Annotated in this window: 18 protein-coding genes, 2 rRNA genes and 1 pseudogene; 8 read left to right on the top strand and 13 right to left on the bottom strand. The window is 58.1% G+C overall.

The window, feature by feature from the left end; translation table 11 throughout:
• The first annotated feature begins 63 nt into the window (after nucleotides 1-63).
• Nucleotides 64-1,011 (top strand): LysR family transcriptional regulator, encoded by a 948-nt coding sequence (locus tag C5F70_RS29500; RefSeq protein ID WP_104904460.1) that lies wholly within the window; start codon nucleotides 64-66, stop codon nucleotides 1,009-1,011.
• A gap of 221 nt (nucleotides 1,012-1,232) precedes the next feature.
• Here C5F70_RS29500 and C5F70_RS29495 read toward each other — a convergent pair whose 3' ends face one another.
• Both C5F70_RS29495 and C5F70_RS31655 read right to left on the bottom strand, forming a co-directional pair.
• Nucleotides 1,233-1,766, bottom strand: coding sequence for a hypothetical protein (locus tag C5F70_RS29495; protein WP_104904459.1), 534 nt, complete (start codon nucleotides 1,764-1,766; stop codon nucleotides 1,233-1,235).
• Between the two features lie 75 nt (nucleotides 1,767-1,841).
• Nucleotides 1,842-1,973, bottom strand: a complete 132-nt coding sequence (locus C5F70_RS31655; RefSeq protein WP_371920082.1) for a hypothetical protein — start codon at nucleotides 1,971-1,973, stop codon at nucleotides 1,842-1,844.
• A gap of 73 nt (nucleotides 1,974-2,046) precedes the next feature.
• Between C5F70_RS31655 and C5F70_RS29490 the strand changes: the two genes are divergently transcribed.
• The 5 genes from C5F70_RS29490 to C5F70_RS29470 all read left to right on the top strand — a co-directional run bounded on the left by C5F70_RS29490 (nucleotide 2,047) and on the right by C5F70_RS29470 (nucleotide 6,818).
• On the top strand, nucleotides 2,047-2,598 hold the full coding sequence (locus C5F70_RS29490; protein WP_104904458.1) for a hypothetical protein: 552 nt from the start codon (nucleotides 2,047-2,049) through the stop codon (nucleotides 2,596-2,598).
• Between the two features lie 689 nt (nucleotides 2,599-3,287).
• Entirely contained in the window at nucleotides 3,288-4,361 is a 1,074-nt protein-coding gene (locus C5F70_RS30730) for a hypothetical protein (RefSeq protein ID WP_158683899.1), read from the top strand.
• Nucleotides 4,362-4,632: 271 nt separating this feature from the next.
• Nucleotides 4,633-4,992, top strand: a complete 360-nt coding sequence (gene tnpB, locus C5F70_RS29480; protein WP_046489445.1) for an IS66 family insertion sequence element accessory protein TnpB — start codon at nucleotides 4,633-4,635, stop codon at nucleotides 4,990-4,992.
• A gap of 18 nt (nucleotides 4,993-5,010) precedes the next feature.
• Entirely contained in the window at nucleotides 5,011-6,513 is a 1,503-nt protein-coding gene (locus C5F70_RS29475) for an IS66 family transposase (RefSeq protein WP_102619022.1), read from the top strand.
• Entirely contained in the window at nucleotides 6,510-6,818 is a 309-nt protein-coding gene (locus tag C5F70_RS29470) for a hypothetical protein (protein WP_104903687.1), read from the top strand. The genes C5F70_RS29475 and C5F70_RS29470 overlap by 4 nt, the downstream gene beginning before the upstream one ends.
• Before the next feature lie 136 nt (nucleotides 6,819-6,954).
• Here C5F70_RS29470 and C5F70_RS29465 read toward each other — a convergent pair whose 3' ends face one another.
• The 3 genes from C5F70_RS29465 to C5F70_RS29455 all read right to left on the bottom strand — a co-directional run bounded on the left by C5F70_RS29465 (nucleotide 6,955) and on the right by C5F70_RS29455 (nucleotide 10,526).
• Nucleotides 6,955-7,716 carry a KilA-N domain-containing protein gene (locus tag C5F70_RS29465; protein ID WP_104904456.1) on the bottom strand — a complete coding sequence of 254 codons (762 nt, stop codon included), beginning with the start codon at nucleotides 7,714-7,716 and terminating at the stop codon, nucleotides 6,955-6,957.
• An 811-nt stretch (nucleotides 7,717-8,527) separates the two neighbouring features.
• Entirely contained in the window at nucleotides 8,528-8,950 is a 423-nt protein-coding gene (locus C5F70_RS29460; protein ID WP_104904455.1) for a hypothetical protein, read from the bottom strand.
• A 52-nt stretch (nucleotides 8,951-9,002) separates the two neighbouring features.
• Nucleotides 9,003-10,526: a tyrosine-type recombinase/integrase gene (locus C5F70_RS29455; protein ID WP_256588313.1), complete on the bottom strand. Its 1,524-nt coding sequence runs from the start codon at nucleotides 10,524-10,526 to the stop codon at nucleotides 9,003-9,005.
• A gap of 47 nt (nucleotides 10,527-10,573) precedes the next feature.
• Between C5F70_RS29455 and C5F70_RS29450 the strand changes: the two are divergent.
• Nucleotides 10,574-10,708: pseudogene (locus C5F70_RS29450) on the top strand (LysR family transcriptional regulator); the annotation flags it as partial.
• 314 nt (nucleotides 10,709-11,022) lie between these two features.
• Complete coding sequence (locus C5F70_RS29445) at nucleotides 11,023-11,313, top strand: DUF3077 domain-containing protein (RefSeq protein ID WP_104904454.1); 291 nt, start codon at nucleotides 11,023-11,025, stop codon at nucleotides 11,311-11,313.
• Nucleotides 11,314-11,456: 143 nt separating this feature from the next.
• Here the strand turns inward: C5F70_RS29445 and C5F70_RS29440 are convergent, their stop codons facing one another.
• The 8 genes from C5F70_RS29440 to C5F70_RS29405 all read right to left on the bottom strand — a co-directional run bounded on the left by C5F70_RS29440 (nucleotide 11,457) and on the right by C5F70_RS29405 (nucleotide 26,419).
• Nucleotides 11,457-11,948, bottom strand: a complete 492-nt coding sequence (locus tag C5F70_RS29440) for an OmpA family protein (RefSeq protein ID WP_079444696.1) — start codon at nucleotides 11,946-11,948, stop codon at nucleotides 11,457-11,459.
• A gap of 4 nt (nucleotides 11,949-11,952) precedes the next feature.
• Entirely contained in the window at nucleotides 11,953-13,215 is a 1,263-nt protein-coding gene (locus tag C5F70_RS29435) for a diguanylate cyclase domain-containing protein (protein ID WP_046382064.1), read from the bottom strand.
• Nucleotides 13,212-13,787, bottom strand: coding sequence for a YfiR family protein (locus C5F70_RS29430; protein ID WP_026140348.1), 576 nt, complete (start codon nucleotides 13,785-13,787; stop codon nucleotides 13,212-13,214). Before C5F70_RS29430 ends, C5F70_RS29435 begins: the two co-directional genes overlap by 4 nt.
• A gap of 143 nt (nucleotides 13,788-13,930) precedes the next feature.
• Nucleotides 13,931-16,000 (bottom strand): exodeoxyribonuclease V subunit alpha, encoded by a 2,070-nt coding sequence (recD, locus tag C5F70_RS29425; protein ID WP_104904453.1) that lies wholly within the window; start codon nucleotides 15,998-16,000, stop codon nucleotides 13,931-13,933.
• Nucleotides 15,997-19,671 (bottom strand): exodeoxyribonuclease V subunit beta, encoded by a 3,675-nt coding sequence (gene recB / locus C5F70_RS29420; protein ID WP_104904452.1) that lies wholly within the window; start codon nucleotides 19,669-19,671, stop codon nucleotides 15,997-15,999. The genes recD and recB overlap by 4 nt, the downstream gene beginning before the upstream one ends.
• A complete protein-coding gene (gene recC / locus C5F70_RS29415; protein ID WP_104904451.1) occupies nucleotides 19,668-23,120 on the bottom strand; it encodes an exodeoxyribonuclease V subunit gamma in 3,453 nt (1,150 codons plus the stop codon). The genes recB and recC overlap by 4 nt, the downstream gene beginning before the upstream one ends.
• Nucleotides 23,121-23,256: 136 nt before the next feature.
• Nucleotides 23,257-23,372: ribosomal RNA gene (gene rrf / locus C5F70_RS29410) — 5S ribosomal RNA — on the bottom strand.
• A gap of 156 nt (nucleotides 23,373-23,528) precedes the next feature.
• Nucleotides 23,529-26,419 (bottom strand): 23S ribosomal RNA (locus C5F70_RS29405).
• Nucleotides 26,420-26,467: the final 48 nt, after the last annotated feature.

The raw sequence follows: 26,467 nt of genomic DNA, 5'->3' as shown, positions 1-26,467 counted from the left end.
GACTGTTTTTGGAGTATAGATGTGCAAACTTCTAATAAGAACGCACATAAAAGCCGGTCCAATATGCAAAAAAACATCACATCACTGGGTTCCCTGAACTGGGACGACCTGAAGTTTTTCCTCGAAGTGGCCCGCACCCGCAAGGCCAGCGTCGCCGCCAAGCGCCTGGCGGTGGACTACACCACCGTGTCGCGGCGCATCAGTTCACTGGAAGTATCACTCGGCACCCTGCTGTTCGAAAAATCCCGGACCAGCGGTTTCGTCCTCACCAACGAAGGCCAGCGCTTGCTCGGCTACGCCGAATCCATCGAAAGCACCTTGCACATGGCCTGCGAACAAGTCTCCGGCTCCGGCGTGGCGCTGTCCGGGCATGTCCGCATGGGCTGCACCGAAGGCTTCGGCAGCTTCTTCGTCACCCCGCAGTTGAGCCACTTCGTCGACACCTACCCGGCGATCTCGGTCGACATCCTGCCCCTGCCCCACTTCATCAGCCTGTCCAAGCGCGAAGCCGACATCGTCATCGCCCTGGAACGCCCGGAACACGGGCCGTATGTGTGCTGCAAACTGTGCGACTACAAGTTGCAGCTGTACGCGACCCAGGACTACCTCGACCAACACCCCCCCATCCACCGCCCGACGGATCTGGCCGAGCATCCGTTCATCAGCTACGTCGACGACCTGGCCTTCAGCTCGGAGCTGTTGTACCTGGCCAACGTAGTCCCCGGCGCCAGCGCCAGCCTGCGCAGCACCAGCGTGATCGCGCAGTACGTGGCAGCGCAGCAAGGACGGTCGATGGCGATTCTGCCGTGCTTTTTGGCGGCGCAGGATCCACGGTTACTGCCGGTGCTCGGGGAGCAGATTGCGGTTACGCGGCAGTTTTGGATGTACTGCCGCGAAGACCTGCGCAAGCTCAAGCGGATCACCCTGTTGTGGGATTACATTAGGGAGGTGACGGAGCTAAACCGCCCGTTATTACTGGGCGAAACGCGAGACCTTCGGTTTACAGACTGAGCGTCTACAAGGAGTAAGGGAGACCTATCGTAGCGAGGTCAGACATGCCATTGCAACGACTTGTGACAGGACTTGTGACAATGCGCAGTGACCCGGACGGTTGGCTGAAAGCCCTCATCCAGAGGCGCGCATGCGCACGCGATAAGGACCTACGCAGGCGCGATAAGGCTCAGGTGAGGGCACCCACGGGGGGATGCGCGAGTGCGCTTGTAGTGAGGTGGTCATTCAGACTTTTCTGCCAGATTCTCAAGAAATTTTCGAACTTCGGGACCAGCCGGGATTGCTTCAGAAAGCACAGAGGACTTCGACTCATAATCAGCAATTGCGGCGTTTACGCTGCTCTCGACCGAACGAATCAGTTCTTCAATTTGGTCCAGCTTATGGAGTAAAGCCTCGTAGTCGAACCCCTTGAAGATGATCGCATGACCACTATCACCACGTAGGCTGAACACTATCGGGTTGTAATAGGACAAATCGGTGTGGGCGAATTGCTGCATTCTGACCCGCACGAGTTCAAGGTGAAGTGCCTTCATTTCCTTCGGTACGTGTCTCTTGACACTCAGCACATGGGTGCCGTGTTGCCTACCCCTGTTTGTTGAGAAAGGCCGCACATACGCCACGGTCAGGTCGCGTAGAAGGGCATAACGGACATCCGACCGTTTGTAGCGACGCAGAACTTTAATAGCTTGTTTGGCGGTGTCGAGGTCAATCGAGTACATGCGTAGAAAGTAATATGCTTCGTCGCCTATTCTCATCCGTCTGTTATCCCTCAGAGCTTCGCTTCGAGTTTATCAGAGCTGCCGTTTGCGCATCCCACAACGTGCATGAGATCACTCAGCACAGCCACCAAGTAGAACGAAGATGACATTCCCAAAGGCTTCGCCCAGAGGAGCACCTTGGCTAACTACAAAAGCGACAAGGAGTAGACCAAGAAATCGGTAGGTGACACGGTGGGTAGCCAGAGTGCGGATTACAGCTACACAGGTCTTCCACCGATTTGAGCCATACTCAGCCTTTCCTCAACAGGTACGACTTATGAGTTGGGAAGATGCCTTGAAGATATTCGCCACTGGGATCGTATCAATTGGAGGCGGGAGCGTCGTCGTGTTGGGACTGTCCACTTGGTTTGGAAAACTGTGGGCCGACAAGATTCTGGCTAAGCAGACCAGTAAACTTGCCGCTCAGCTTGAGTCAACCAAACGGGAACTTGATGTGGTCATGCAGACGACTCTTCGGTTTCAGAATGACAAGATGGTGATCTATCGAGCGGTTATCGACTCGGTCGCTCGGCTACTCGCTTCACTTGACTCACACGAAAGCGGGAGATTAGTAGCCAATGAGGCTGGGGCCCGTTTCGATGAGTTCAATGAACAACGAATGCGGGTTTATGGTTATCTCGCGATGCTTGCGCCTCAATCGGTGATGGACGCTCAAGACGAATTGATCGATCACCTTCTGGAAATCTCTCACGGCGAGGCAACATATGAGTGGGCTACCGTCCGGGAAAAAGCTCTCGGCCTCCTCAATGCTGTTCGCGACGACATTGGAATTGATAAAAGCCCTATAACGTATAATGGTCGGCTTTAAAATCCTTCCCACTGTCCTTGTTTTGGTGCACTCAGCACCAGCAAAATACTACGGAAGCCCTCAAAAACTCCTATCCCTGAATCTCAAAGGCCTCAGTCCAGAACTGCACAGAGATCACCACCGCATGAAGGCGGCCGCCGGGCCATTATTTTGGCCTTGATGCGCGCTCGTCGCCTCGACCTTCCCAGCGATGCCATCCTCATGCCACCATCGAAATATATTAGCTGGGCTAACTCGCCAATGTGACGAAGGGATTCTATGTCAACAGCACCCTACAAATTCATCACCCAATTATCAGGGTTTCAGAACAATGGTGTTCAGTGCCCTCCTTCTGGGGCCACTCCAAAAGATCTGACGGCATGGAGGTGGGTCGCTAACCCACTTTCAAATCAGTGTTTCGAGCCACCAGCCGTCCGGAACCCAAACAGGCTGCTTAAAGATCCCCAAAAGGCATGTTCATCGTGGGCACTCTCGATGTACACGAGCCAGTCACAGAGTATTAAAGCCTTCCAAGCTTTAGAGAAAAATATTAAGAATGCTCGTAAGGTGTTAGGCGATCACGTGGCTACTGTCATGATCACGCAAACTGATGGAGTGTGCACGCCGCCCGATTGGTCTGGCCACTTTGATCTACATCTATACTCTACCAGTACCGTTCACAGAACGATTTTAGTAATGAGTCCAATTCCATGAGCCTTCCTATAATCAAAGGAGAAAAGATAGAGCCTAAGTTTTTTTCGAAGCACTCGTGGAATGCCGACCTGATAGATTTCGATGGACCGTTACTGAGCTTGTACAAAGGGGAGTACGATGAAGATCTTCTGTACATCTGGCTGGACTGTAACGCCACGAAAAATCGTTGGGGAGTAGTCCCTATTTCACGAAACAACCTTCGTGCATATCTGGATTGTTCAGTCACATTAAGAAGCGTATTCGAGGAGTCTTCATGGGTAGCAATGTTTCATACGGGCTCCGCACCTAATCGTAGAAACTCGCCAATATGCACTACCTGGCAAGAAGCGATAGAGTATTTACCCGATGAAAACTCATATTTAGTCCCTGAAATTTCCACAGAGGCTGCACGACAACTCGCAACGGAAGCTTGTGAGGAGTACCCGCTGGGTCTTGATGGAGACATGTACATTGACGATATAGCTGCGATCCCTAAGATTTATCAGCAGCTTTACTCTTTCCATTATGGACTCGAGCATCTCTACAGACCAGCTGTAAGGGCTACTTTAGATCGCCTCGCCAATAACTGGACAGGAGGATTCAGCGCAGTACATCTCTTCACTGGCCTAAATCATGTAACACCGTCGATTCATAGAGCGCAGGTTACTGAAATGCGCTACAACTCTCCGGGCCATATAAAACTTGACTTGCTTCCGAAGCTTGCGAACAGAATCGAGATCTCGGCTAAACAAGTTAAAGATGACACTTCCTTCCATGCCTTGGAGGAGTTCTATTCGAGTACATATAGATACTTCAAGGAAAACAACATCTCTGGATTTGATGATGAGAGTGATGGAGGGTCAATCAATCTTGCGCCTGAAGTTGTTGATCGCCTAAATGAACTCGTCACGTTCTTTTTCAGGCTGATGCTTTGGGGGGATTACCGCGAACCGTTTAGCATCCTACAAGTTGGCCCTCTGCATCAGCTTAGAGCCTTGCTTGCTTATTACCGACGACTGAGAAAGCTGCGCCCATATTTGGTGACAGAGCGTCTATCATTAGGTCGGTCGAAGTTACTCATTCAAACTTAATTTGACTGGGGTTTATGGGCGGGCCTTTAACGAGAAGGCCCCTTCTATTTTCCATTCGTTGCTATTTTCTTATTGCGCTGGTTAACCACCATCGTAACGAGCGGGCATTTTATCGATATCGGTTATCGGATCGGGCTCATCCTTTCGTATCTCTGCGCTGCCCGATAGAGACGCTTTAATTCCTTTGTAAGCGATCCATCACCTACACATTCAAAGCCGCCCATTGAAGCCTGATGCTGTGCTCCCGATCTCTTTACGGAGCCAGCACCTCATGATGCGTCCCGACGCCAAAGTCGAAAAAGTCTACCTCTACCCCAAGCCCGTGGATTTTCGAAAATCCATCGACGGCCTCGCCGCCCTGGTCGAGCTGGATATCAAGGTGGCGGTATTCGACCCGGTACTTTTTGTTTTTCTAAATCGCCCCCGTAACCGGGTGAAAATCCTTTACTGGGAGCGCAATGGCTTTTGCCTTTGGCTCAAGCGCCTGGAGTCCGAGCGTTTCAAAACCTCGCCCGACGCGACTGACGAAGCCATCGTATTGAGCGTCCAGGAACTGAACTGGCTGCTTGACGGTTTTGACCTGTGGCGCAACCGTCCGCATCAGGTTTTGACGCCGCGATTTGTTGCTTGATTGGGTATAATCCGGGCCATGACTTCGATGCCCGACAACCATCCCGATGACCCGGCTGCGCTCAAGCAATTACTTGCTCAGATGCAGTCGAAAGTCGCTCTTCTTGAAGAGGAAAATGCACTGCTTCGTCAGCGCCTGTTCGGACGAAAATCTGAGCAAACCGTTGATCCGATGACACCACAGCTGCCGTTGTTCAATGAAGCTGAAAGTATCGCCACGCCAGTGCCCGTTGATGCTGAGGAAGAAGTTGTCGCCCCGACCAAACGCCGTGGCAAACGCAAGCCTCTACCCGCTAACTTGCCACGAATCGAAGTCATCCACGAACTCCCCGAACACGAACTGACCTGCATTTGCGGCTGCCGCAAACATACCATCGGCGAAGAAACCAGCGAACAGCTGGAGATCGTGCCGATGCAGATCCGGGTGATCAAACACATCCGCAAGGTCTATGGCTGCCGTGGTTGTGAAACTGCACCGGTCACCGCCGACAAACCCGCGCAACTGATCGAAAAAAGCATGGCCAGCCCCAGCGTGTTGGCCATGTTGCTGACCGCCAAGTATGTCGATGGCCTGCCGCTGCACCGTTTCGAAAAAGTCCTCGCTCGCCACGGTGTCGATATCCCGCGTCAAACCCTGGCGCGCTGGGTGATCCAGTGCTGCGAACACTTCCAACCGCTGTTGAATCTGATGCGTGATCGGTTACTGGAAAGTCCGATTGTTCACTGCGATGAAACGCGAGTGCAGGTGCTCAAAGAGCCAGGTCGAGACCCGACCAGCCAATCCTGGATGTGGGTACAAGCCAGCGGCCCACCGGCGCGACCAATCCTTCTTTTTGACTACACCACCAGTCGAGCGCAGGAGGTGCCGTTGCGGCTGCTCGGCGACTATCGTGGCTATTTGATGACTGACGATTACGCCGGCTATAACGCCTTGGCCGCGCAGCCGAGTGTCGAGCGTTTGGCTTGTATGGCCCATGTACGGCGCAAGTTTGTCGATGCGCAGAAAGTGCAGCCCAAGGGTAAAACCGGTCGGGCCGATGTTGCGCTGACGATGATCAACAAGTTGTACGGTATCGAACGTGATTTGAAAGAAATGACGGATGAGCAGCGCTTTGCCGGTCGCCAGGAAAAGAGCTTGCCGGTGCTCGCGCAGTTGAAAAGCTGGCTGGAGAAAACTCAGCCGCAAGTCGCATCGCAAAGTGCTCTCGGCAAGGCGCTCAGTTATCTGGGTAGCAACTGGAGCCGGCTGGAACGTTACGTGGAGGCCGGTTTTTTACCGATCGACAACAATGCCGCCGAAAGAGCGATAAAGCCGTTTGTCATAGGGCGCAAGGCATGGTTATTCAGCGATACGCCCAAGGGCGCCACCGCCAGTGCGCAGATCTACAGTCTGGTCGAAACGGCTAAAGCCAACGGCCAGGAGCCCTATACGTGGCTGCGCCACGTACTGGAGCGATTACCGCAGGCTGAATCAGTTGAAGATGTTGAGGCGTTACTACCCTGGAATTGGAGGGCATCATGAGTATCAACATTGATCATCTGAGCGTCGATGAGTTAGTGACATTGAATCATCACATTATCGAACGGCTGAAGATGTTGGAGTCATTGGAGGCTCATAAATCGATGATGCAGTTCCATCCGGGAGCACGGGTAAGCTTCGATTCACCCAATGGTGAGCGCCTGTCCGGTACCGTCATGAAGTTCAACCGCAAAACCGTAACAGTGGTAACCGACACCGGCCAGCGCTGGAATATTTCGCCGCACTTACTGTCACCGATCAAAAACGTACAGGCGGGGATGGTGGTGGATATCAGGCCGAAAAAATGAAGTAACTGTGCCGAGAATCGTCTCCGCGCCAGCATGATTTGATTCCTCCCCACCTCAGGCGCCGTCTGTTTGGATAGGTGGGGTTTATGGATCAGTTACATTCCTTTTTCTTGCGCGTTGAGTTGATCGGCAAATGTCATGAGCTCACGTCCTTGACCGCACGGCCCCAGCGATCCACACGTGAGGCTTGAGCCGCTTTCTTGCCTTTAACCTGAGCGGTCTTGGCTTCAGCTACGCCGACGTTGATGAACTCAGTTTTCCCACGCAGCCAATCAAGGCCACTTGGCTTGACCCGCCAGCCTTCACGGTTACCGAAGTTCGATGAAACCTTCACGAAGGCTCCCTTCGCGAAACCTTGCTGCTTTGGTTGAATCTGACCAGTACGGCCACCGAAGTCATCACAGACATGGACGAACATCGGCCCCTTAGCGAGAAATTCAAGAGCACGTCGAGGCTGCTGAATGCCAGCGACCCGGCATGCCTCGGTCCATGTCAGACCCGCACCACGGGCTTTCATATCGAGGGTCGAGGCCTTGGGCATGTTGGCGTCCAAGAGAGCATCTTTCTGGCGCAATTCACGGACGGCACTGTTACGCATGGCAAGGAAAGCGTTGACTACCATAAGATAAAAGGCTGGCGAGACCCACATTGCGTAGGCGATGGACCCAGCTTCTGTAGCCCACGTACCCGGTTTGGCGCCACCATAAGCAAGATGGAAATTTCCACCTTGGTCGAGCGCAGTTCGAATCTCGTTGTTCCATTGGCCCGGACGTTTTGCCTCAGGAAGACCCAAGGTTTGATGGATCTCATTGAGGCTCCACATCCCCTCCGTGTTTGCGATGAAGGTTTGACCCTCGATAACAATGGGTAGCAGGTCGGTTTGGTTGTTGGTAAACATAGTTGTCGCATCCTTTTTGTTTGCTCTCTGAGTTCGCTCCCACGGGCAGCCGAAAGTCCCCGACAAGGGTCTACCGGTGGCACAGAGAGCAAACAGAAAGTCTTTCGTAATGATTGACCCAGCGACGGGCGCAGTAATGCAAGGACAGGAACATGCGCCATTCCTGTGTAGGTGAGGGTTTTAAAATCTCCTTGACGAGCCGTAGAGAACCCCTTTAGGGAGCCATGAAGTCCGTGTCGGATGTTGGAGACCCAGCTAAAGAGATCCTTATAGTTACCTTTTAAGTATTATTTCTTATTAGTTTAATCTATAAAGAATAATAACTTTAAGTCCTCTTTAAGCTCTTAGAGATCTTAAAGTTAAAAGGCCCCTGTACTGTGCGATCAGAGATAGGAGGCCCAAACCTATCAAGGGTCTATTCACACGAAGTGAACAGACAGAATCGCTACAGTGGACCTGATGCTGGCCCCGCAGATCCCGTTAGGGCTGTGCTTGGTGGTCGTGGCGTCTTGGATATTGGGCTACCTGAAAGAGGTAACGTTGATCACTGGACGTACACGCGTTGCCCGCAGAGGGCCACCTTTGAGGCGACCTTGCGGCATCTTGGGGGGAAAGCCACAATGGTGTGGTCTCTCCCTGTTTGGGTGAGGGTTTTTAAATCCCTGTCACCATAGTGAGGGTTTTTGAAAGCTAAGACATCACAGCTGCGCCCTCAAGGGGCATCGACCAGAAAGTTACAACATCAATGTTCGCTCACTCCTAATGAAGCCAAGCACAACAGCCTGCTCAATCGTGGCATTTCACTAAAAGCTTACAAGCTCTTACCGTCTGCCTGTTTAATGCTTTCCTCGGCAACTTCACAAATAAACTGGGCGATAGACGAGGCGACACTTCCGCTATCAAATAAGAAATCATTCTCGTGTTGATATTCACCACTAACATCCAAGCTTACCAGCTTACCCATTTTACTCTTGCAGTCACCAGCAGTGACATACCACTTACGCAAATCTATAGTTGATGGCTTTATGTTAACCACCCTCCCCGTCAATACCGCAATAGGGATGCCACTCCTATTTTTCTTAAACTCAAACGAACCTGGCTTGGCCTCCCATTTTGTACCGTCGTCTAACACTGCAAGACTGATCCATTTCTTTTCAGCAAACGCGGAGAAACTTGCGAGCAAAAACAAAACACTTACCATAGGGACCACGAACCTATTGAACGCCCTCAACATTTCACTCACTCCATTGGTCAAGACCACATGAACCTATTATAGATTTTTATATTCAACAAACCAAACTTATAGCCTCGAAGCCAGAGGTGCCGTTGAGCAATCCACGGAGCATCTCCGCGAGCACCTCAACAGGAACGCCAGAGCCGTATGTATCAAACGTGATGGTTCCTGAGGCGTGTCCCATGACAGCCTGAGCGTGAGTTGTAGGAACCCCCTTGGCATGCATAAGGGAAGCCAACGAGTGACGTAATGAGTGGAACGTCAGTCCCTTCGCAAACGTATCTCCCAGAGCTTCTGGAATGGCCTGTTGATTCGCCCACTCACCGGCTGTCTTATAGCCAATCTGGGCTAACGCTTCTGACCCCGATAGCTTGCAAGTCTCGACGTATCGCAGAAACGCCGCAAGGTCAAAGCCATACGCGCCGGCAGTTAGTGGCACCAGTCGCTCACTGCGCTTGTTCTTGATGGACTTTCCTTCACCGGCTTCATTGATATGAATGACAGTGCCCCCATTATCAAGGGTCTGAATGTCGCTAACCAGCAACTGGGAAATCTCATTGAGTCGCCCACCAGTGATGACCCCAAGGCTGAGTAACCAGCGCTTCCACGAGGTCTCTGGCAGCTTATTCGCGTAATCCATCAACTGACCCACTTGCGCCTGTGTGAACGCCTTGCGGGTGGACTCAAGGCCCTTGGTGAGCTTGAGCTTCTTGTCATAGGTATTGACCAAGTGACCGTTGTCCTTCGCCCAGGTCAATACAGCCGATAGTTTCACCAGCAGCTTGTTGACCGTGGATGGCATACGACCATCGGACAGACGATCACGAAGGGCCACAAGGTCCTCCCTTGAGTGGCTCCGCAGGTCCAGCCCACCCAGCGACGTGGTGAGCGTTCCATGGCACACCTTGGTTTCCTTCAGGGTAGAAGCCTTCTGGTCCTGCGCACGGTCAGCCAAGTAGAGAGCAGACAGGGCCTCAAAGGTAAGTTCAGGGGCACTTACAGATTGGGAGAGGGAGAGAGGCTCGTTTGCGGAGAGCTTCAAGCTGGGGTCAGTACGGCCCTCAAGATCCCTGATGATCCTAACCAGTGGCACGGAGTCACCCTGCAAGCGCATCTGGGCGGCGCTCATTACCTCACGGGCCTTGGCAACATGTTCATGCTGGTCAACGCTGAGAGGCATCGTAGCGGCGATCTCCGTTAGGTTTGTTCTAACGTCCTCATACAGGTCACCCCAGTCACGTAGTGAGTGAACATCGTGCGCACAGGCCAGAAGACCTTCAGCGACCCAAACCAGATGCTCACGTAATTCATTCCAAGAGGCGTCAGGGTGGTCCAGATGGAAAGACTTAATGGTATCTGCAAGTCGGCGTGAAGCGTCCATAGCGGCCTTACGGTCAGTGGTCTTGAGGGAGACGGAAACAGTTTCAGCAGTGCTCCCTGTCCGGCGAAGGCGCAGATAGTAAACGCCGTTGCGTCGGTAGTGATAGAGCTTGGCGAGTCGTATACGTGGGATCAGCAAAGCCAGCGTATTTGTGACAGCACTTGTAACAGGGTAAAGCTTATCGTTGACCTTCATGGCGTTAGGGTCCCGTATTCATTGGGTGGAACCCTTACGTCCTGTAGTTCTGGATGTATTGCCGGGAGGACTTGAGGAAGTTGAAACGGATTACGTTGTTGTGGGACTACATCAGGGAAGTGACGGAGCAGAATCGGGGGTTGTTGATGGGGGAGACGCGGGAGATGCGGTTTGCGGATTAAAGGGCCAGCAACGACGATTCGCTTTAAATTGCAGGACGATTCCTAGAGAATCTCCAGCCTATTGCGCCTTAGGGTTCGAGTCACTAGCCTCCGTACTTCGCTGAAATCAGCGAACGGGTTTAGCGACCCGAACCCGGACACAGCCCCCAACGGCAGGAGCTTTGTGCTCTTCGTTCTCGTGTTATGGCGGCTGTGCGTGGGAGATCTTCGGGTCTACCGGGTCCTGGGTCCGGTTCGCTAACCTGCGTACAGCTGCCACCCTTTCATGTTTAGCGACATGAATGGGTGGTTCCTAAAACTCCCAGGTATAGATCATGACCAAAATCGTCCCCGATCCACCGCTTTCTGCCTTCACCACCCTCGGCGTCGTCACCTTCGGCGACTACGGCGAAAACGAAAAACCACTGTTCCGCGTCAACGCGGGCATGCCAGTCGGCGAGGCGCTGGAACACGCCTCTACCCTGCTTTACTACGCCAAGAAACTCGCGATGGAAGCCGCCATGGATGTGCGCGGCGAGCAATACGCCTGGGCGGCGCATTATCTGTGTGAGATGGGCAAGGCGGTGGTGGATGACTTGACGCAGGCGCTGACGCCGAGCAGTTAAGCGAACACGGTATAAATGTGGGAGGGGGCTTGCCCCCGATAGCGGTCGGTCAGACAGATGCATGCTGACTGACACACCGCTATCGGGGGCAAGCCCCCTCCCACATTTGATTGCATTTCATACATTGGAACGGGCGAAGTCGCTTAGTCGGTACTTACCACAATCGACACTCGCCGATTCTCGGTGCGCCCTGCGGCGGTGTCGTTGGCGGCCACCGGCTGGCTGCTGCCCAGGCCGCGCAGTTGGATATTTTCCTCCTTCATCCCCACGCGGGTCAGCACCGTGGCCACGCTTTTGGCGCGGCGCAGGGACAGTTGCTGGTTATAGCTCTCTTTACCCGAGGCGTCGGTGTGGCCGTCTACCCGCACGCGGTCGATGCCCACGCCCAGCAACGCCTTGCCGATGCGCTCGACAATGACCGTGCTGGGGGCGTTGAGGCTTTCGACGTCGCTGCCGAACAGCACTTTGCCCGACAGGCCGAACGCCCAGCCGTCGTCGGTCAGTTCGAAGCCTTGTTGCTTGAGGACGGCGACTTGCGCCGGACTCAGGCCTTTGGGAGGGGGTGTCTGGCAGCCGCTCAGGGCCAGCAGGGCCACGAATAAGGTGATAAACACAACGCGTGCAGTCGAGAACAAGGGATCAACTCCTGTGGTGAACGTTGACGACGGGGAGCTCCGCCTCCGCCGTTTGCTGGCCGCCCAGTGACAACCGTTTGGCCTGGTACATCGCCGCATCGGCGGCGTTGAGCAGGGCGCCGGGGGTGACGCCATGATCGGGGTAGATGGCGATGCCGATACTCAGGGAGGTCAACACGTGGGTGTCGCCCGGCACCGGGATCGGTATGTCCATGCTGGCAATGATCTTGTCGGCGATGCGCTGGGCATCTTCTAGTTTGTGCAGCGGCGAGAGCAGGATGGCGAACTCGTCGCCGCCCAGGCGTGCCACCAGGTCGTCTTCGCGCAATTGCGCGCGCACGCGCGTGGCAACCGCCACCAGCACCGCATCGCCGGCGGCGTGACCGAAGTTGTCGTTGATGTCTTTGAAGCGGTCACTGTCGAGAAACAGCACCGCCACCCGCTCGTTGGCCTTGGCGGCGCTGCGCAGGGCACGGATCAGGCGGCCTTCGAAGAACGCGCGGTTGGGCAGGCCGGTCAGGCTGTCGTGATTGGCCTGGTGGGCAAGGCTTTCGTTTTCGCTTTGCAGGTGGTTTTGCCAGGCTTGCATTTCTTCCAGCAGGGCATTGAAGTCGTTGCCCAGGCTGTCGAGTTCGGCGATTTGTGCCCGTGGCACGCGGCGGTCGAAGTCGCGCTCGATGCGCGCGGCGTGGGCCACCGCCGCGAGGCTGTGCAACGGCCCGGTAATCCCCTGCAACAGGCGCCGCGCCAAATGCACGGCGACCCAGGCGCTGAGGACGGTGCAGATCAGAATCCCGGCCAGGCCGCTGAGCAAAAAGCGCAACAGGCTGGCGCCGTGACCGGTCAGGTGAATGCTGCCGATGGTGCGCCCCTGGTGAACGATCGGCTGGCTGATCGGCTGTTCGAGCAGAGAATGGGCCAGTTGCAGCTCGACCCGGGACAACATCCCGGTGTCCGGCCGTAGCCACTGCGCCAGCAGCCGGCCGTTGGCGTCGAAGACTTGGGCCTGGGCCACTTCTTCGGTGGAGGCGATCAGGCTGAGGGCTTCGGTGGCCGCCGCACGGTCGTTGAACACCACCGCCGCTTCCACGGTGTAATTGATGGAGCGTGCGATCAGGTGCAGGTTGTGCTCGGCATACACGCGCAGCGCCAGCACCCCGAGCAAGGTCAGGGACACACTGGCCAGCGTCACCGCCACCAACGCCAGGATCAAGTGCCCGCGGCCGATGACCGAGCGCAGGGTCGGTTGCGCTTTCGTCCATCTCATGACGCAGGCGCTCGACGGCGCGACAGCTGCAACACGCTGGGGTGAATACGCACGCCGCTGCGGGCCACGGAGTCGAGGTTGACCTCGAACGACACCTGCTCATCGCCCACCCGCAGGCAGAACAGACTGCCGACGGTGCATTGGTCGCCGCCTTCGCTGATGCTCAGCACCGGGTGGCCCATCAACGACGCAAACAAGCGGCTGCGCTCATCGGCATTGAGTTCGCCGATGTACACAGCGTCGCAGGCATTGACGATATCGGGGTTGTCGGCCAGCAGGCGCTGCACCACCACCGGGCGACCGGTGGCTTGGGTGGTGCCTTTGACCAGGTCGTCGGTGTATTGGGTCGGCCCGACGACGCACAGGCGCAGTTGCGCCGGTTCCACCGGCCAGCGCGCATAACTGAGGATACCCAGCACCACCTGGGTCACCGCCTGGGCACGGGAGTCGGCCATGCCCACGGGGCTGGCCGTCTGGGCAAAAGCACGCGGCGCGAGCAGGCACAGCACGGCCACCAGTAACATGCGTCTCCAGCTCAAGCGATGCTCTGTGGACGAGACAGCCACGTTCATGCAGCGATTCTCTCAGGTGTCAACGAGGGGTGATGCCGCAACGATAGCACAGCGGCGGAAAGCCCCGCGAGGCTACGCCTCGAAGGGTCCCGCTATTTTTTCAGAAAAATATGACACTCAAATCCGAAATACCAAATGACCGATCAGTCAGGTTTCCCGGGCTCATGCCCCAACTCCAGCATCAACCCGCTCAAGCGCTTGACCTTGCGCCGCACGGCTTCTTCGAACACCCCGCCGCGTGGCTCGATCAGGCTGAACCAGCGCTTGGCGCGGGTGATGCCGGTGTAGATCAGTTCTTTGGTGAGCACCGGGTTCAGCGCGTCCGGCAGGATCAACGCGGTGTGGGTGAACTCGGAGCCCTGGGATTTGTGCACGGTCATGGCGTACACGGTTTCCACATCGTTGAGCCGGCTGGGCAGCACAAAGCGCACGCCGCCCTGGCCGTCGTTACGCGGGAAGGCCACGCGCAACACGTGGGGGCCGCCGGCGCTTTCGGGCAATTTCAGGGCGATGCCGATGTCGCCGTTCATCAGGCCCAGGCCGTAATCGTTGCGGGTCATCAGCACCGGGCGGCCTTCGTACCACTGCTCGTCGCCGTCGATCAGCCGCGCTTTGCGCAAGGCGGCGGTGATGCGCAGGTTCAGCCCTTCCACGCCCCAAGGGCCCTTGCGCACGGCGCAGAGCAGTTGGAAGGCGTCGAAGGCGTGCAGCAGTTGTTGCGCCCAATGGGTCCAGGCGGGGTCGTCACGCGGGGTGTCGAGAGACGGGCGCGCGGCGTGCAGCAGGTTCAGGTAGGCACGGTAGCCCTCGGCACCATCGCCCGGCCCGTCCAGCACCAGGCGTTCCAATGCGTGGTCGTGTTCGCCCTTGAGGCTGACGCAGAACAGGTCACGGTGGCTGCCCGCGGCCAGTAACCGTCGGGCTTCTTCGGCGTTCTGCTGGTTGACCCAACGCGCCAGTTGGCCGATGCCGCTGCCTTCGCCGAAGCGCCGCGAGTAGCGCAGCATCACCACTTGCTGGGCGAGCGGATGGCTGCCATCGAGGTCTTCCTGCAGGCCGCTGTTGCCCAGGTCTTCACCGCTGACCGCTTGCAGCCATCGGCGGGTGTCGGCGCTGTACCAGCCGGCCTCGGCGTCGCGGCACAGGTCGCCGAGTACGGCGCCGGCCTCGACCGAGGCGAGTTGGTCCTTGTCGCCCAGCAGCACCAAGCGTGCGTGGGGCGGCAAGGCATCAAGCAGGTTGGCCATCATTTCCAGGTCGATCATCGAGGCTTCATCCACCACCAGCACATCCAGCGGCAATGGATTGCCCAGGTGATGACGGAAGTGGCGGGTGCCCGGGCGGCTGCCGAGCAGGCGGTGGACGGTGGTGACCTGGGTCGGGATTTTTTCCCGCACGTTGTCAGGCACATTCAGCGACAGCACTTGCTGGCTGATGGACTCGGTAAGCCGTGCGGCGGCTTTACCGGTGGGCGCCGCCAGACGAATGCGCAACGGGCTGCCGGCTTCTACGGCCGGCGCCTGCAACAGCGCGAGCAAGCGCACCACGGTGGTGGTCTTGCCGGTGCCGGGGCCGCCGGTGACGATACTGAACGCCCCGCGAGTGGCCAGGGCGCAGGCGAGTTTCTGCCAGTCGATCACTCCATCGGGCGGCGCTTGGTCGAACAGACCGTTCAGGCGCTGGGGCAGATCGGCGGCGAGGCTTTCTGCTGTGGCCAGGCGCAGGCGCAAGGCCGTGTCGATGCGCCGTTCGTAGGTCCAATAGCGGCGCAGGTACAAGCGTTTGCCAGACAGCACCAACGGGCGACTTTGCGCGGCCTCGCTGCCGTCGACGGCCAACGCGACCAAGGGGCTGGCGGCCAGGGCGTGGCACCAATGCGCGCCGTCCAGGCCCGCGAGCAGTTGCGACGGCAGCAGCATGGCGCCGGTTTGCAGGTCGCCTTCCGGCGGCAGGGACAGGGCGAAATCCGGCGCCTTGAGGGTCTCGAACAGGTCCAGGCACACATGGCCGTGGCCCAGTTGATGGCTGGTCAGGGCCGCGGCCAGCAACACCAAGGGGTCGGCCTGCGGGTCGAGTTCGTGCAGAAAGCCGACGAACGCCTTATCCAGCGCGCGCAGCCAGCCACGCTCGACCCAACGTTCGAACAGTTGCACCAGATCGGCGGCGCGGCTGAGGGGCATCAGTGCCTCCAGCGGTAACGGCGACAGGCTCATAGCAACACTCCTTGTTCCCAGGCGGGCTCAGCCTTGGGCGGTAACGATTGGCCTTGGAACATCAGGTCCAGGCTCTCGATCAGCGCCCGTGGCGGCCGCGTGAAGTACGCCCCCTGGCTGGCGGCCCGAGTGCCGCGCAGGAACAGATAGAGCGCGCCGCCGACATGGCGGTCGTAGTCGTAATCCGGCAGGCGCGCCTTGAGTTGGCGATGCAGGGCCAGCAGGTAAAGCACGTATTGCAGGTCGTACCGATGCTCAAGGATCGACTGTTCCATGGCGTCCTGGGTGTAGGCCGAATCATCGGGGCCGAGCCAGTTGGATTTGTAGTCGGCCACGTAGTAACGGCCGTCGTGCTCGAAGGTCAGGTCGATGAAGCCTTTGAACATGCCGTTGAGCAACACCGGTTCCGCTGCGACGCGGGAGACGCCGTTGTGGGTGTACTGGCACACCAGCTTGTCGAGGGCGAGCACGTCGACTTTATGGCTGGCGAACCAGAACTCCATTTCGATCTGGTAGTGCTGCAGGCCGCTGAGCGTGACCTGATCGTTATCCAGCGGCAGCGGTGTTTGCAGCAGATGGCCGAGCCAACCGCTGAGGGTGATGATCCAGCCTTCCCAGTTGCGGCGGTTGCAGCGCGCGCCCACGGCGTTTTCGATAGCCTGCGGGGTCACGTCGAAGCCGTCTTCGCCCGCCCACTCCAGCAGACCATGGAGGAAGGTGCCGGGGTTAGGGCCGCGTGGGAAACGGTGAATATCGCTGCCGGACGCCGCCGCTTCACGCGGTGCGTCAGGGTCGAGGCGTTCGTCGTCGAACAGCTTCTGGGCTTGCGGGCTTTCCGGCGCTTCAAGGTTGGCGGCGCTCATGCTGTCGCCGATGCGCAAGGCGCTGTAGGACGCGATCCACCAGTTTTCCGCGGCCTTGCGTTTGGGCAGCAAGGGCGCGAGCAGCGTGGCTTCGTTACGCGGCGGGTGGAAGACGCTGGCGTGGGCTTCGGGCATCGGCGCGTAATGCACGGCGGCACAGCCTGCCTGCAGGTCCAGCAACCAGCGCGCCAGGCCGGCGGACTCCGCCAACGCGGCGCCGGCACCGAGCAAATAGCCCAGCGCCGACAGGTGCAGCACCGAGCTGCTGTTGTTGCCGCGCTTGAGGTCGGCAATGCCCAGCCAGCACGCATGTTTGGCGCGGGTCAGGGCGACGTAGAACAGACGCAGATCTTCCGCCAGGCGCTCGTCATCGGCCTGGGCGATCAACTCGGTGGTCGGGCGCAAGCTCACCTGCGACTTGCCGTTGGCATCGTGGTAATGCAGCGGCAAGCGGCTGCCATCCACCGGTTTGGCCGAGCAGATGAAGGGCAGGAACACCAGGTCGTATTCCAGGCCCTTGGATTTGTGGATGGTCACCACCTTGACCAGTTGCTCGTCGCTTTCCAGGCGCAGGATCTGTTCTTCACCGGCCTGCCCCGACAGCGCGAGGTGTTCGGCCAGGTGGCGGATCAAGGCCTGTTCGCCGTCCAGTTCGGAGGCCGCCTGTTGCAGCAGTTCGCTGAGGTGCAACAGGTTGGTCAGCACGCGCTCGCCATCGCTGCGGGCGATCAGGGTTTGCGGCAGTTTGAAGTCGTGAAGCAGGCGACGCAGCATCGGCAGCACGCCTTGGCTGCGCCAGATCGCGCGGTAGCCACGGAACTGCATCACGCGGCTTTCCCACGCCAGTTCGTCCTGGTTCAGACGCTCAAGTTCCGGCAGTGACAGGTTCAAGGTGACGCAAGCCAGCGCGGCGCGCAGCGGGCGTTCGACGTCCGGTTCGGCACAGGCCTTGAGCCAGGCCAGCAGGTCGTGCGCCTCTTGGGCGGCGAACACCGAGTCCTTGTCCGACAGGTACACGCTGCGCACGCCACGGGCGGCCAACTCACCGCGCACGGCTTGGGCTTCCTTACCGTCGCGCACGAGGATGGCGATGTCCGACGGCAACACGCCATCGAAGCTGCCGTCGGCGTGTAGGAAACCAGCGCGGCCTTGCTGCCCGCCGTTGAGCAATTCGACAATCTGTGTGGCGCAGGCCGCCGCCAGTTGCTGACGATAAACCGCGTTGGAAATCGGCTGATCGGTGGGCAGGTGCCAGAGGTTCAGCGCGGGCAGCGTCTGACCATCGACCTGCAGTTGCTCCTTGCGGCCTTGGGACAGCACCGGCTGGAACGGCACCGGGTTTTCGCCACTCGGCTTACGGAACAGAAACGCGCCACGCCCGGTTTCCGCACGCTGGAACACATGGTTGACCGCCTCGACCATCGCGTGGCTGGAGCGGAAGTTGGTGCCCAGGGTGTGATGCCGGCCGGTGGTGGATTGGCGCGCGCGCAGGTAGGTGTAGATGTCGGCGCCACGGAAGGCGTAGATCGCCTGCTTGGGGTCGCCGATCAGGAACAGGCCGCTGTCGAGGTGGTTTTCTTCGATGCGGTAGATGCTGTCGAAGATGCTGTATTGCACCGGGTCGGTGTCTTGGAACTCGTCGATCAGGGCGACCGGGAACTGTTCGCGGATCACGCTGGCCAGACGCTCGCCGCCGTCGCTTTGCAGGGCGGCGTTGAGGCGGATCAGCATGTCGTCGAAGCCCATTTCGGCGCGCCGGCGTTTTTCATCTTCGAAGCGTTTGCCGACCCACGCGGCGGCGTGTTGCAACACGGCGGCGTCGGGGGTGGGCAGCGCATCCAGGCTGGCCTTGAGGCTGGCCATGGCGTCGATGCCCGGATGATGCGGCGGCTCGCCCTTCCAGGCTTCGGCCATGCCGTCCGGGGTCAGGCGGGTGAAGCCGGTGCCGATGTCCAGCTGTTCGAGGGATTCGTCCGCGGCCCAGGCGCTGATCTTTTCGAACCAGGGTTCGAAGTAACGCGCTTGCATCTTGCGCCCATCGACGGCTTTGGCGGCGACGGCTTGCAGGCAGATCTCGCGCAACTCGTCGGCCCATTGCGGCCACGGCGCCTTGAGGGCGACCAAGGCGGCGCGGCGTTCTTGCAGGCACGCAGTGATCAACTCGGCCGGCTCGCGGCTTTCGCCGCTGGGCCGTTCGCTGCCGAACAGCGCGCGCACCCGTGGCATCAGCGCGGCCGGCCCCCCCCAGTTGTTGCGCACCCAGTTGAGCGCATCGTCGTGCATCGGGTAGCAAAACAGCCGCCAGTAGTCGCGCAGCACTTCGCCGAGCAGGTCGCTGTGGTCGGTTTCCAGGGTCTGGGTGAACAGGCTGCCGCTGTCAAAGGCGTGTTCGCGCAGCATGCGCTGGCACCAACTGTGGATGGTCGAAACGGCGGCTTCATCCATCCATTGCGCGGCGATGTCCAGACGGTTGGCGCAGGCCGGCCATTGCGCAGGCGGGTATTGATCGCGCAGTTCGGCGATCAGGGCGTCGGGCTGTTGGATCTCATCGCGAAAGAACCGCGCGGCTTCGGCCAGGCGGATGCGGATGCGTTCGCGCAGTTCCTTGGTGGCGGCGTCGGTGAAGGTCACCACGAGGATCTGCGGCGGCAGCAGTTCGCGGCCGAAGCCGGCGTCATCGCCACCGTGGCCGAGCACCAGGCGCAGGTACAGGGCGGAAATGGTGAAGGTTTTGCCGGTGCCGGCGCTGGCTTCAATCAGCTGGCTGCCTTTGAGCGGGAAGGCCAGGGCCAAGGGTTTGCTGCTCATGCGCCGGCCTCCTCGCCAGTGAGTGATCGCCAGGCGGCGTTGATCAGGGGCAGGTACAAGGTTTCGCACCAGCCTTCGAATGCTTCGCTGGCCACCAGGGCCGCATAGTCGGGGAATTGCCGGGTCAGCGCGGGGGTTTCGCGGCGCTCGCCATCAGTGTTGATGCCATCACCTTCGTAGGCTTTGCTCGCGGCCGCCGCAGCTTTGGCCGGGTCGGTCTGACCGAGCCAGGCGAACGCAGTTTTAACCGCGACGGGCAGCGGTTTGGCCATGCCGACGTGCCAGGCCAGCAGCAGGTCGCCGAGGATGTCCTGGGCGCTGGAGGGTTCCAACGGGGCCAACAACAAGGTGTCGTCGCTGGCCACCAGCGCGGTACTCAACGGCAGGCCGCAGGCGCAGGCCACCAAGTGGTTGACCCACGGGCGAATCAGCCGATGCCACTTGCGGGTCTTGATCGAGCCGATGCTGTTGGGGATGGTGGTGGCGCTCAACAATCCGCCATCACTGCGCCGATGCAGGCCGCTGATCCAGCCTTCGAGCTGAATGCCTTGATGCTCGAAACTGATCGGTTCCGCGCCGGTGTGCGGAGTGGGCCAGAGGGCCAGCAGTTGTTGATAGCGTTGCAGCAGGCCGGGCAAGGGCTCGATCAGTTCGTTGCGCAGACACTCGCCGAAACCGACCATGGGCAGCAGGCCGCTGCCTTGCAGGCGACGGGCCTGGGCGGCGAGCGCCTGGTCGACATGATCGGGCTGGCTCAGCGCGGCGTTCAGCAGGCTGTCGCTCAGGCTGTAGCGTTGCAGGGCGTCGAGGACAAAGGGTTCCTCATCGGCCAGCGGCACTTCGGCAGCCTCGAAGAATACTTTCAGACGCTGGCTGAAGAAGTGTTTGACCGGGTTGCGCAGGAAGTCCTGCAACTGGCCGAGGCTCAGGGGTTCTTCCTGTCGATGGGCCGCCAGTTCGGTGTTGTCTGGCGGCGCATCCGTGACTTCGTGCAGCAACTGCCATTCGCGGGCGTAGCTGAACAGTGGGTCGCCGGCGTGGAAATAGCGCGCGCTGAAGGGTTGGAGCGGGTGTTCCTGGGTCATCGCGTCAAGCAGCGGTGCGTCGCTTTGGCTTGACTGCCAGCCGCTGGCGAGATGATCGCGCAGTTGACCGATCAATACCGACGCCGGGCGCTCGCTGTTGTCGCGAATGCTGCGGCCGACCCAACTGATGTAGAGCTGGTCGCGGGCTGACAACAGGGCTTCGAGCAGCAGATAGCGGTCGTCTTCGCGGCGTGAGCGGTCGCCGGGGCGGTAGTCGCTGCCCATCAGGTCGAAATCCAGCGGTGGTTGGGCGCGTGGGTAGTCGCCGTCATTCATGCCGAGCAGGCAGACCAGCTTGAACGGGATCGCGCGCATCGGCATCAGGGTGCAGAAATTGACAGCTCCGGCGAGGAAGCGCTGGGACAGGCGCCCTTGGTCCAGACCGGCTAGCCACGCTTCGCGGACTACGGTGAGCGGTAACTCGTCCTGCAGGCCGACGGATTCGCAGGTTTCCAGCCAGGTTTCGCGGAGCTGTTCGAGCTGGCCCAACAGGTAGTCGTCGTGTTCGCTGCTGGGCAGGAAAAACAGCTGCATCAAGCGTTGCAGGCGCTCGCCCCATTCTTGCGGAGCCGCAGGTTGCGACAAGGCTTGGTGAGCGTCGCTGAGTGCGTCGAGCAACGCGACCAGCGGGCCGATCAAGGCCGCGTCGAGGCCGCCAATTTCGTCGTAGGGCTCGATGCCGTCACAGGCGACACCCGTGCCCACGGCATAACCGAGCAGCATACGGCGCAAACCAAATCGCCAGCTGTTTTGCTCCAGCTCGTGGGGCAGGCCAAGACCGGCGCGCTGTTCGGCATTGAGGCCCCAGCGGATGCCGGCGCCTTCGATCCAGCGATGCAGCGTCGGCAGGTCGCGCTCCTTGATGGCGAAGCGTTCGCGCAGGGCCGGGACGTCGAGCAGGTCGAGGATTTCACTGACCGGGAAGCGGCTGTCGGGGAGCTTGAGCAGGTGTTCGACGGCGATCAACAGCGGGTCGCGGCCGCGTTGGCCCTGGTCGGTGAGGGTGAAGGGGATGAAGCGCGGATCATTGCGGTCCAACTGGCCGAACACCGCGCGAATGTGCGGCGCGTAACTGTCGACGTCGGGGACCATGACGATGATGTCGCGAGGACGCAACGCAGGATCGGCGCTGAAGCGTTGGAGCAATTGGTCGTGGAGGATTTCCACTTCGCGTTGGGCGCTGTGGGCGATGTGAAAGCGGATTGAGGTATCGCGCTGCAGATCGACGGCGGGCCAGAGGTCGCGGGTTTCGTTAAGCGGGCGCAGTTCGAGGATATCGTCCTGGAGCTGGTTGAGCAGTGTGGTCGGTTCGCCGTCGCTGAACAGGTCGATGCGGCCGTCGCGGAAGGCAGCGCGGTAGCTGTTGGGATCGTCGTAGCTGTCGAGCAGGCTGATGTAGTCGCGACCTTGTTTGCCCCAGGCGGCGAGCAACGGGTGAGCATGCTGGTGCAGGGTTTGCGGGTCGATGGTGACCGGCATGCCGGCTTTGCGTGCCTGGCGTTTGTATTCGTTACGCAGCAAGTCCTTGTCGGCCACGATGTCGGACCAATGGTGGCGACAGGGGTTGTGGACGCAGAGCAGGACCTGACTGAAGCGCGCCAGGCCGGCGAGCGCTTCGAGTGCTTGGGCGGGCAATGAGGAAATGCCGAAAACAATCACTCGGGAAGGCAGCCCTGGCGGTGCTTGCTCAAGGCTATTGATCCGTTCGATAAAGCGCTGATGCACACCGGCACGGCTTTGCGCCATGCCGGCTTCGCCCACATCCAGCAGCAGGGCGCGCCATAACTCGGCTTGCCAGCAGTTGGCGGGGTCGAGGGGTTTGGATTCGCCGCGGCCGTTACGCAACTGATGGCGGCCGGCGGCCCAATCTTCCAGCCAGTCGGCGCGGTAGACCTGGTATTGGTCGAACAGGTCGGCCAATCGCTCGGCGAGTTGGTAGCGTTTGCGCAGGTCGGAGTCGTCCGTGAGGAAGCGCTGCAGCGGCTCGAAGTGCGGTTGATTGATCAGCTCGGGGAGCAGGCGCATCAGGCGCCAGGTCAGCGGGGCTTTATCGAGCAGGGATTTGGGCGGGATCTCGTCGCGCCCCAGGACCATGCGATAGAGCTGCCACATGAAGCTGCCGGGCAGTTGCACGTCGATCGCCGCAGCAATGCCGCAGCCGCCCATGTCGTCATCTTCCGGATCTTCGGCCAGGGCCAGCTTGAGCCATTGGGCGATGCCGTTGCTCTGGACTAGGGCGATTTCATTTTCCAGAGGGGCCAGGGGATAACGGCGCATCCAACTGACCACCAGGCTGCGCAGTTCGTCCAGGCGGTTACCGTGAACCACCATGAATCCTGCGCTGAGAGGCATCGCATCCGGCATAACGGCTTCCTTGGCAAAAGCAAAATCGAGGCATGGACTTTAGCACTGAAGGCCGTCCGATGAGCCACTTGACCCTTTCCGACCGCCCAAAACAAAACCCCTGTCTGCATAAGCAAACAGGGGTTCTGGAATTTAATCTTGACGATGACCTACTCTCACATGGGGAAACCCCACACTACCATCGGCGATGCATCGTTTCACTGCTGAGTTCGGGATGGGATCAGGTGGTTCCAATGCTCTATGGTCGTCAAGAAATTCGGGTACTGAGTCGTGACCTGTTGGCCTCGCTTCAGCAAATTGGGTATGTGATAGTTTTCGGTGTTTTGTAAGAGTCGAACTTTCGGTTCGTTTCGTCTTCACACACCGCAATCTGGTCTCTTTCGAGTTCGCAAATTGCTTGGGTGTTATATGGTCAAGCCTCACGGGCAATTAGTATTGGTTAGCTCAACGCCTCACAGCGCTTACACACCCAACCTATCAACGTCGTAGTCTTCGACGGCCCTTCAGGGGACTCAAGGTCCCAGTGAGATCTCATCTTGAGGCTAGTTTCCCGCTTAGATGCTTTCAGCGGTTATCTATTCCGAACATAGCTACCCGGCAATGCCACTGGCGTGACAACCGGAACACCAGAGGTTCGTCCACTCCGGTCCTCTCGTACTAGGAGCAGCCCCTCTCAAATCTCAAACGTCCACGGCAGATAGGGACCGAACTGTCTCACGACGTTCTAAACCCAGCTCGCGTACCACTTTAAATGGCGAACAGCCATACCCTTGGGACCGGCTTCAGCCCCAGGATGTGATGAGCCGACATCGAGGTGCCAAACACCGCCGTCGATATGAACTCTTGGGCGGTATCAGCCTGTTATCCCCGGAGTACCTTTTATCCGTTGAGCGATGGCCCTTCCATACAGAACCACCGGATCACTAAGACCTACTTTCGTACCTGCTCGACGTGTCTGTCTCGCAGTCAAGCGCGCTTTTGCCTTTATACTCTACGACCGATTTCCGACCGGTCTGAGCGCACCTTCGTACTCCTCCGTTACTCTTTAGGAGGAGACCGCCCCAGTCAAACTACCCACCATACACTGTCCTCGATCCGGATAACGGACCTGAGTTAGAACCTCAAAGTTGCCAGGGTGGTATTTCAAGGTTGGCTCCACGCGAACTGGCGTCCACGCTTCAAAGCCTCCCACCTATCCTACACAAGCAAATTCAAAGTCCAGTGCAAAGCTATAGTAAAGGTTCACGGGGTCTTTCCGTCTAGCCGCGGATACACTGCATCTTCACAGCGATTTCAATTTCACTGAGTCTCGGGTGGAGACAGCGCCGCCATCGTTACGCCATTCGTGCAGGTCGGAACTTACCCGACAAGGAATTTCGCTACCTTAGGACCGTTATAGTTACGGCCGCCGTTTACCGGGGCTTCGATCAAGAGCTTCGCGTTAGCTAACCCCATCAATTAACCTTCCGGCACCGGGCAGGCGTCACACCCTATACGTCCACTTTCGTGTTTGCAGAGTGCTGTGTTTTTAATAAACAGTCGCAGCGGCCTGGTATCTTCGACCGGCATGAGCTTACGGAGCAAGTCCTTCACCCTCACCGGCGCACCTTCTCCCGAAGTTACGGTGCCATTTTGCCTAGTTCCTTCACCCGAGTTCTCTCAAGCGCCTTGGTATTCTCTACCCAACCACCTGTGTCGGTTTGGGGTACGGTTCCTGGTTACCTGAAGCTTAGAAGCTTTTCTTGGAAGCATGGCATCAACCACTTCGTCATCTAAAAGATGACTCGTCATCAGCTCTCGGCCTTAGAATCCCGGATTTACCTAAGATTCCAGCCTACCACCTTAAACTTGGACAACCAACGCCAAGCTGGCCTAGCCTTCTCCGTCCCTCCATCGCAATAACCAGAAGTACAGGAATATTAACCTGTTTTCCATCGACTACGCTTTTCAGCCTCGCCTTAGGGACCGACTAACCCTGCGTCGATTAACGTTGCGCAGGAAACCTTGGTCTTTCGGCGTGGGTGTTTTTCACACCCATTATCGTTACTCATGTCAGCATTCGCACTTCTGATACCTCCAGCAAGCTTCTCAACTCACCTTCACAGGCTTACAGAACGCTCCTCTACCGCATCACTTACGTGATACCCGTAGCTTCGGTGTATGGTTTGAGCCCCGTTACATCTTCCGCGCAGGCCGACTCGACTAGTGAGCTATTACGCTTTCTTTAAAGGGTGGCTGCTTCTAAGCCAACCTCCTAGCTGTCTAAGCCTTCCCACATCGTTTCCCACTTAACCATAACTTTGGGACCTTAGCTGACGGTCTGGGTTGTTTCCCTTTTCACGACGGACGTTAGCACCCGCCGTGTGTCTCCCATGCTCGGCACTTGTAGGTATTCGGAGTTTGCATCGGTTTGGTAAGTCGGGATGACCCCCTAGCCGAAACAGTGCTCTACCCCCTACAGTGATACATGAGGCGCTACCTAAATAGCTTTCGAGGAGAACCAGCTATCTCCGAGCTTGATTAGCCTTTCACTCCGATCCACAGGTCATCCGCTAACTTTTCAACGGTAGTCGGTTCGGTCCTCCAGTTAGTGTTACCCAACCTTCAACCTGCCCATGGATAGATCGCCCGGTTTCGGGTCTATTCCCAGCGACTAGACGCCCTATTAAGACTCGCTTTCGCTACGCCTCCCCTATTCGGTTAAGCTCGCCACTGAAAATAAGTCGCTGACCCATTATACAAAAGGTACGCAGTCACCTAACAAGTAGGCTCCCACTGCTTGTACGCATACGGTTTCAGGATCTATTTCACTCCCCTCTCCGGGGTTCTTTTCGCCTTTCCCTCACGGTACTAGTTCACTATCGGTCAGTCAGTAGTATTTAGCCTTGGAGGATGGTCCCCCCATATTCAGACAAAGTTTCTCGTGCTCCGTCCTACTCGATTTCATGACTAAGAGATTTTCGCGTACAGGGCTATCACCCACTATGGCCGCACTTTCCAGAGCGTTCCGCTAATCTCAAAGCCACTTAAGGGCTAGTCCCCGTTCGCTCGCCACTACTAAGGGAATCTCGGTTGATTTCTTTTCCTCAGGGTACTTAGATGTTTCAGTTCCCCTGGTTCGCCCCTTACACCTATGTATTCAGTGTAAGGTAACCATCTTATGATGGCTGGGTTCCCCCATTCAGACATCTCCGGATCAAAGTCTGTTTGCCGACTCCCCGAAGCTTTTCGCAGGCTACCACGTCTTTCATCGCCTCTGACTGCCAAGGCATCCACCGTATGCGCTTCTTCACTTGACCATATAACCCCAAGCAATCTGGTTATACTGTGAAGACGACATTCGCCGA

Source organism: Pseudomonas sp. LH1G9, assembly GCF_002949975.1.
Classification (GTDB): domain Bacteria; phylum Pseudomonadota; class Gammaproteobacteria; order Pseudomonadales; family Pseudomonadaceae; genus Aquipseudomonas; species Aquipseudomonas veronii.
This window is presented reverse-complemented; position numbering and strand designations above follow the sequence as displayed.

Bases quoted from the DNA above. Each gene is read 5' to 3' on its own strand.
- C5F70_RS29490 (WP_104904458.1), top strand. From the start codon at position 2,047: ATGAGTTGGGAAGATGCCTTGAAGATATTCGCCACTGGGATCGTATCA.
- C5F70_RS29470 (WP_104903687.1), top strand. From the start codon at position 6,510: ATGAGTATCAACATTGATCATCTGAGCGTCGATGAGTTAGTGACATTG.
- recB (WP_104904452.1), bottom strand. From the start codon at position 19,671: ATGAGCAGCAAACCCTTGGCCCTGGCCTTCCCGCTCAAAGGCAGCCAG.
- C5F70_RS29465 (WP_104904456.1), bottom strand. From the start codon at position 7,716: ATGTTTACCAACAACCAAACCGACCTGCTACCCATTGTTATCGAGGGT.
- C5F70_RS29460 (WP_104904455.1), bottom strand. From the start codon at position 8,950: ATGTTGAGGGCGTTCAATAGGTTCGTGGTCCCTATGGTAAGTGTTTTG.
- C5F70_RS29430 (WP_026140348.1), bottom strand. From the start codon at position 13,787: ATGAACGTGGCTGTCTCGTCCACAGAGCATCGCTTGAGCTGGAGACGC.
- recC (WP_104904451.1), bottom strand. From the start codon at position 23,120: ATGCCGGATGCGATGCCTCTCAGCGCAGGATTCATGGTGGTTCACGGT.
- C5F70_RS29455 (WP_256588313.1), bottom strand. From the start codon at position 10,526: ATGAAGGTCAACGATAAGCTTTACCCTGTTACAAGTGCTGTCACAAAT.
- C5F70_RS30730 (WP_158683899.1), top strand. From the start codon at position 3,288: ATGAGCCTTCCTATAATCAAAGGAGAAAAGATAGAGCCTAAGTTTTTT.
- C5F70_RS29475 (WP_102619022.1), top strand. From the start codon at position 5,011: ATGACTTCGATGCCCGACAACCATCCCGATGACCCGGCTGCGCTCAAG.
- recD (WP_104904453.1), bottom strand. From the start codon at position 16,000: ATGAGCCTGTCGCCGTTACCGCTGGAGGCACTGATGCCCCTCAGCCGC.
- C5F70_RS29500 (WP_104904460.1), top strand. From the start codon at position 64: ATGCAAAAAAACATCACATCACTGGGTTCCCTGAACTGGGACGACCTG.
- C5F70_RS29445 (WP_104904454.1), top strand. From the start codon at position 11,023: ATGACCAAAATCGTCCCCGATCCACCGCTTTCTGCCTTCACCACCCTC.
- tnpB (WP_046489445.1), top strand. From the start codon at position 4,633: ATGATGCGTCCCGACGCCAAAGTCGAAAAAGTCTACCTCTACCCCAAG.
- C5F70_RS29495 (WP_104904459.1), bottom strand. From the start codon at position 1,766: ATGAGAATAGGCGACGAAGCATATTACTTTCTACGCATGTACTCGATT.
- C5F70_RS29435 (WP_046382064.1), bottom strand. From the start codon at position 13,215: ATGAGATGGACGAAAGCGCAACCGACCCTGCGCTCGGTCATCGGCCGC.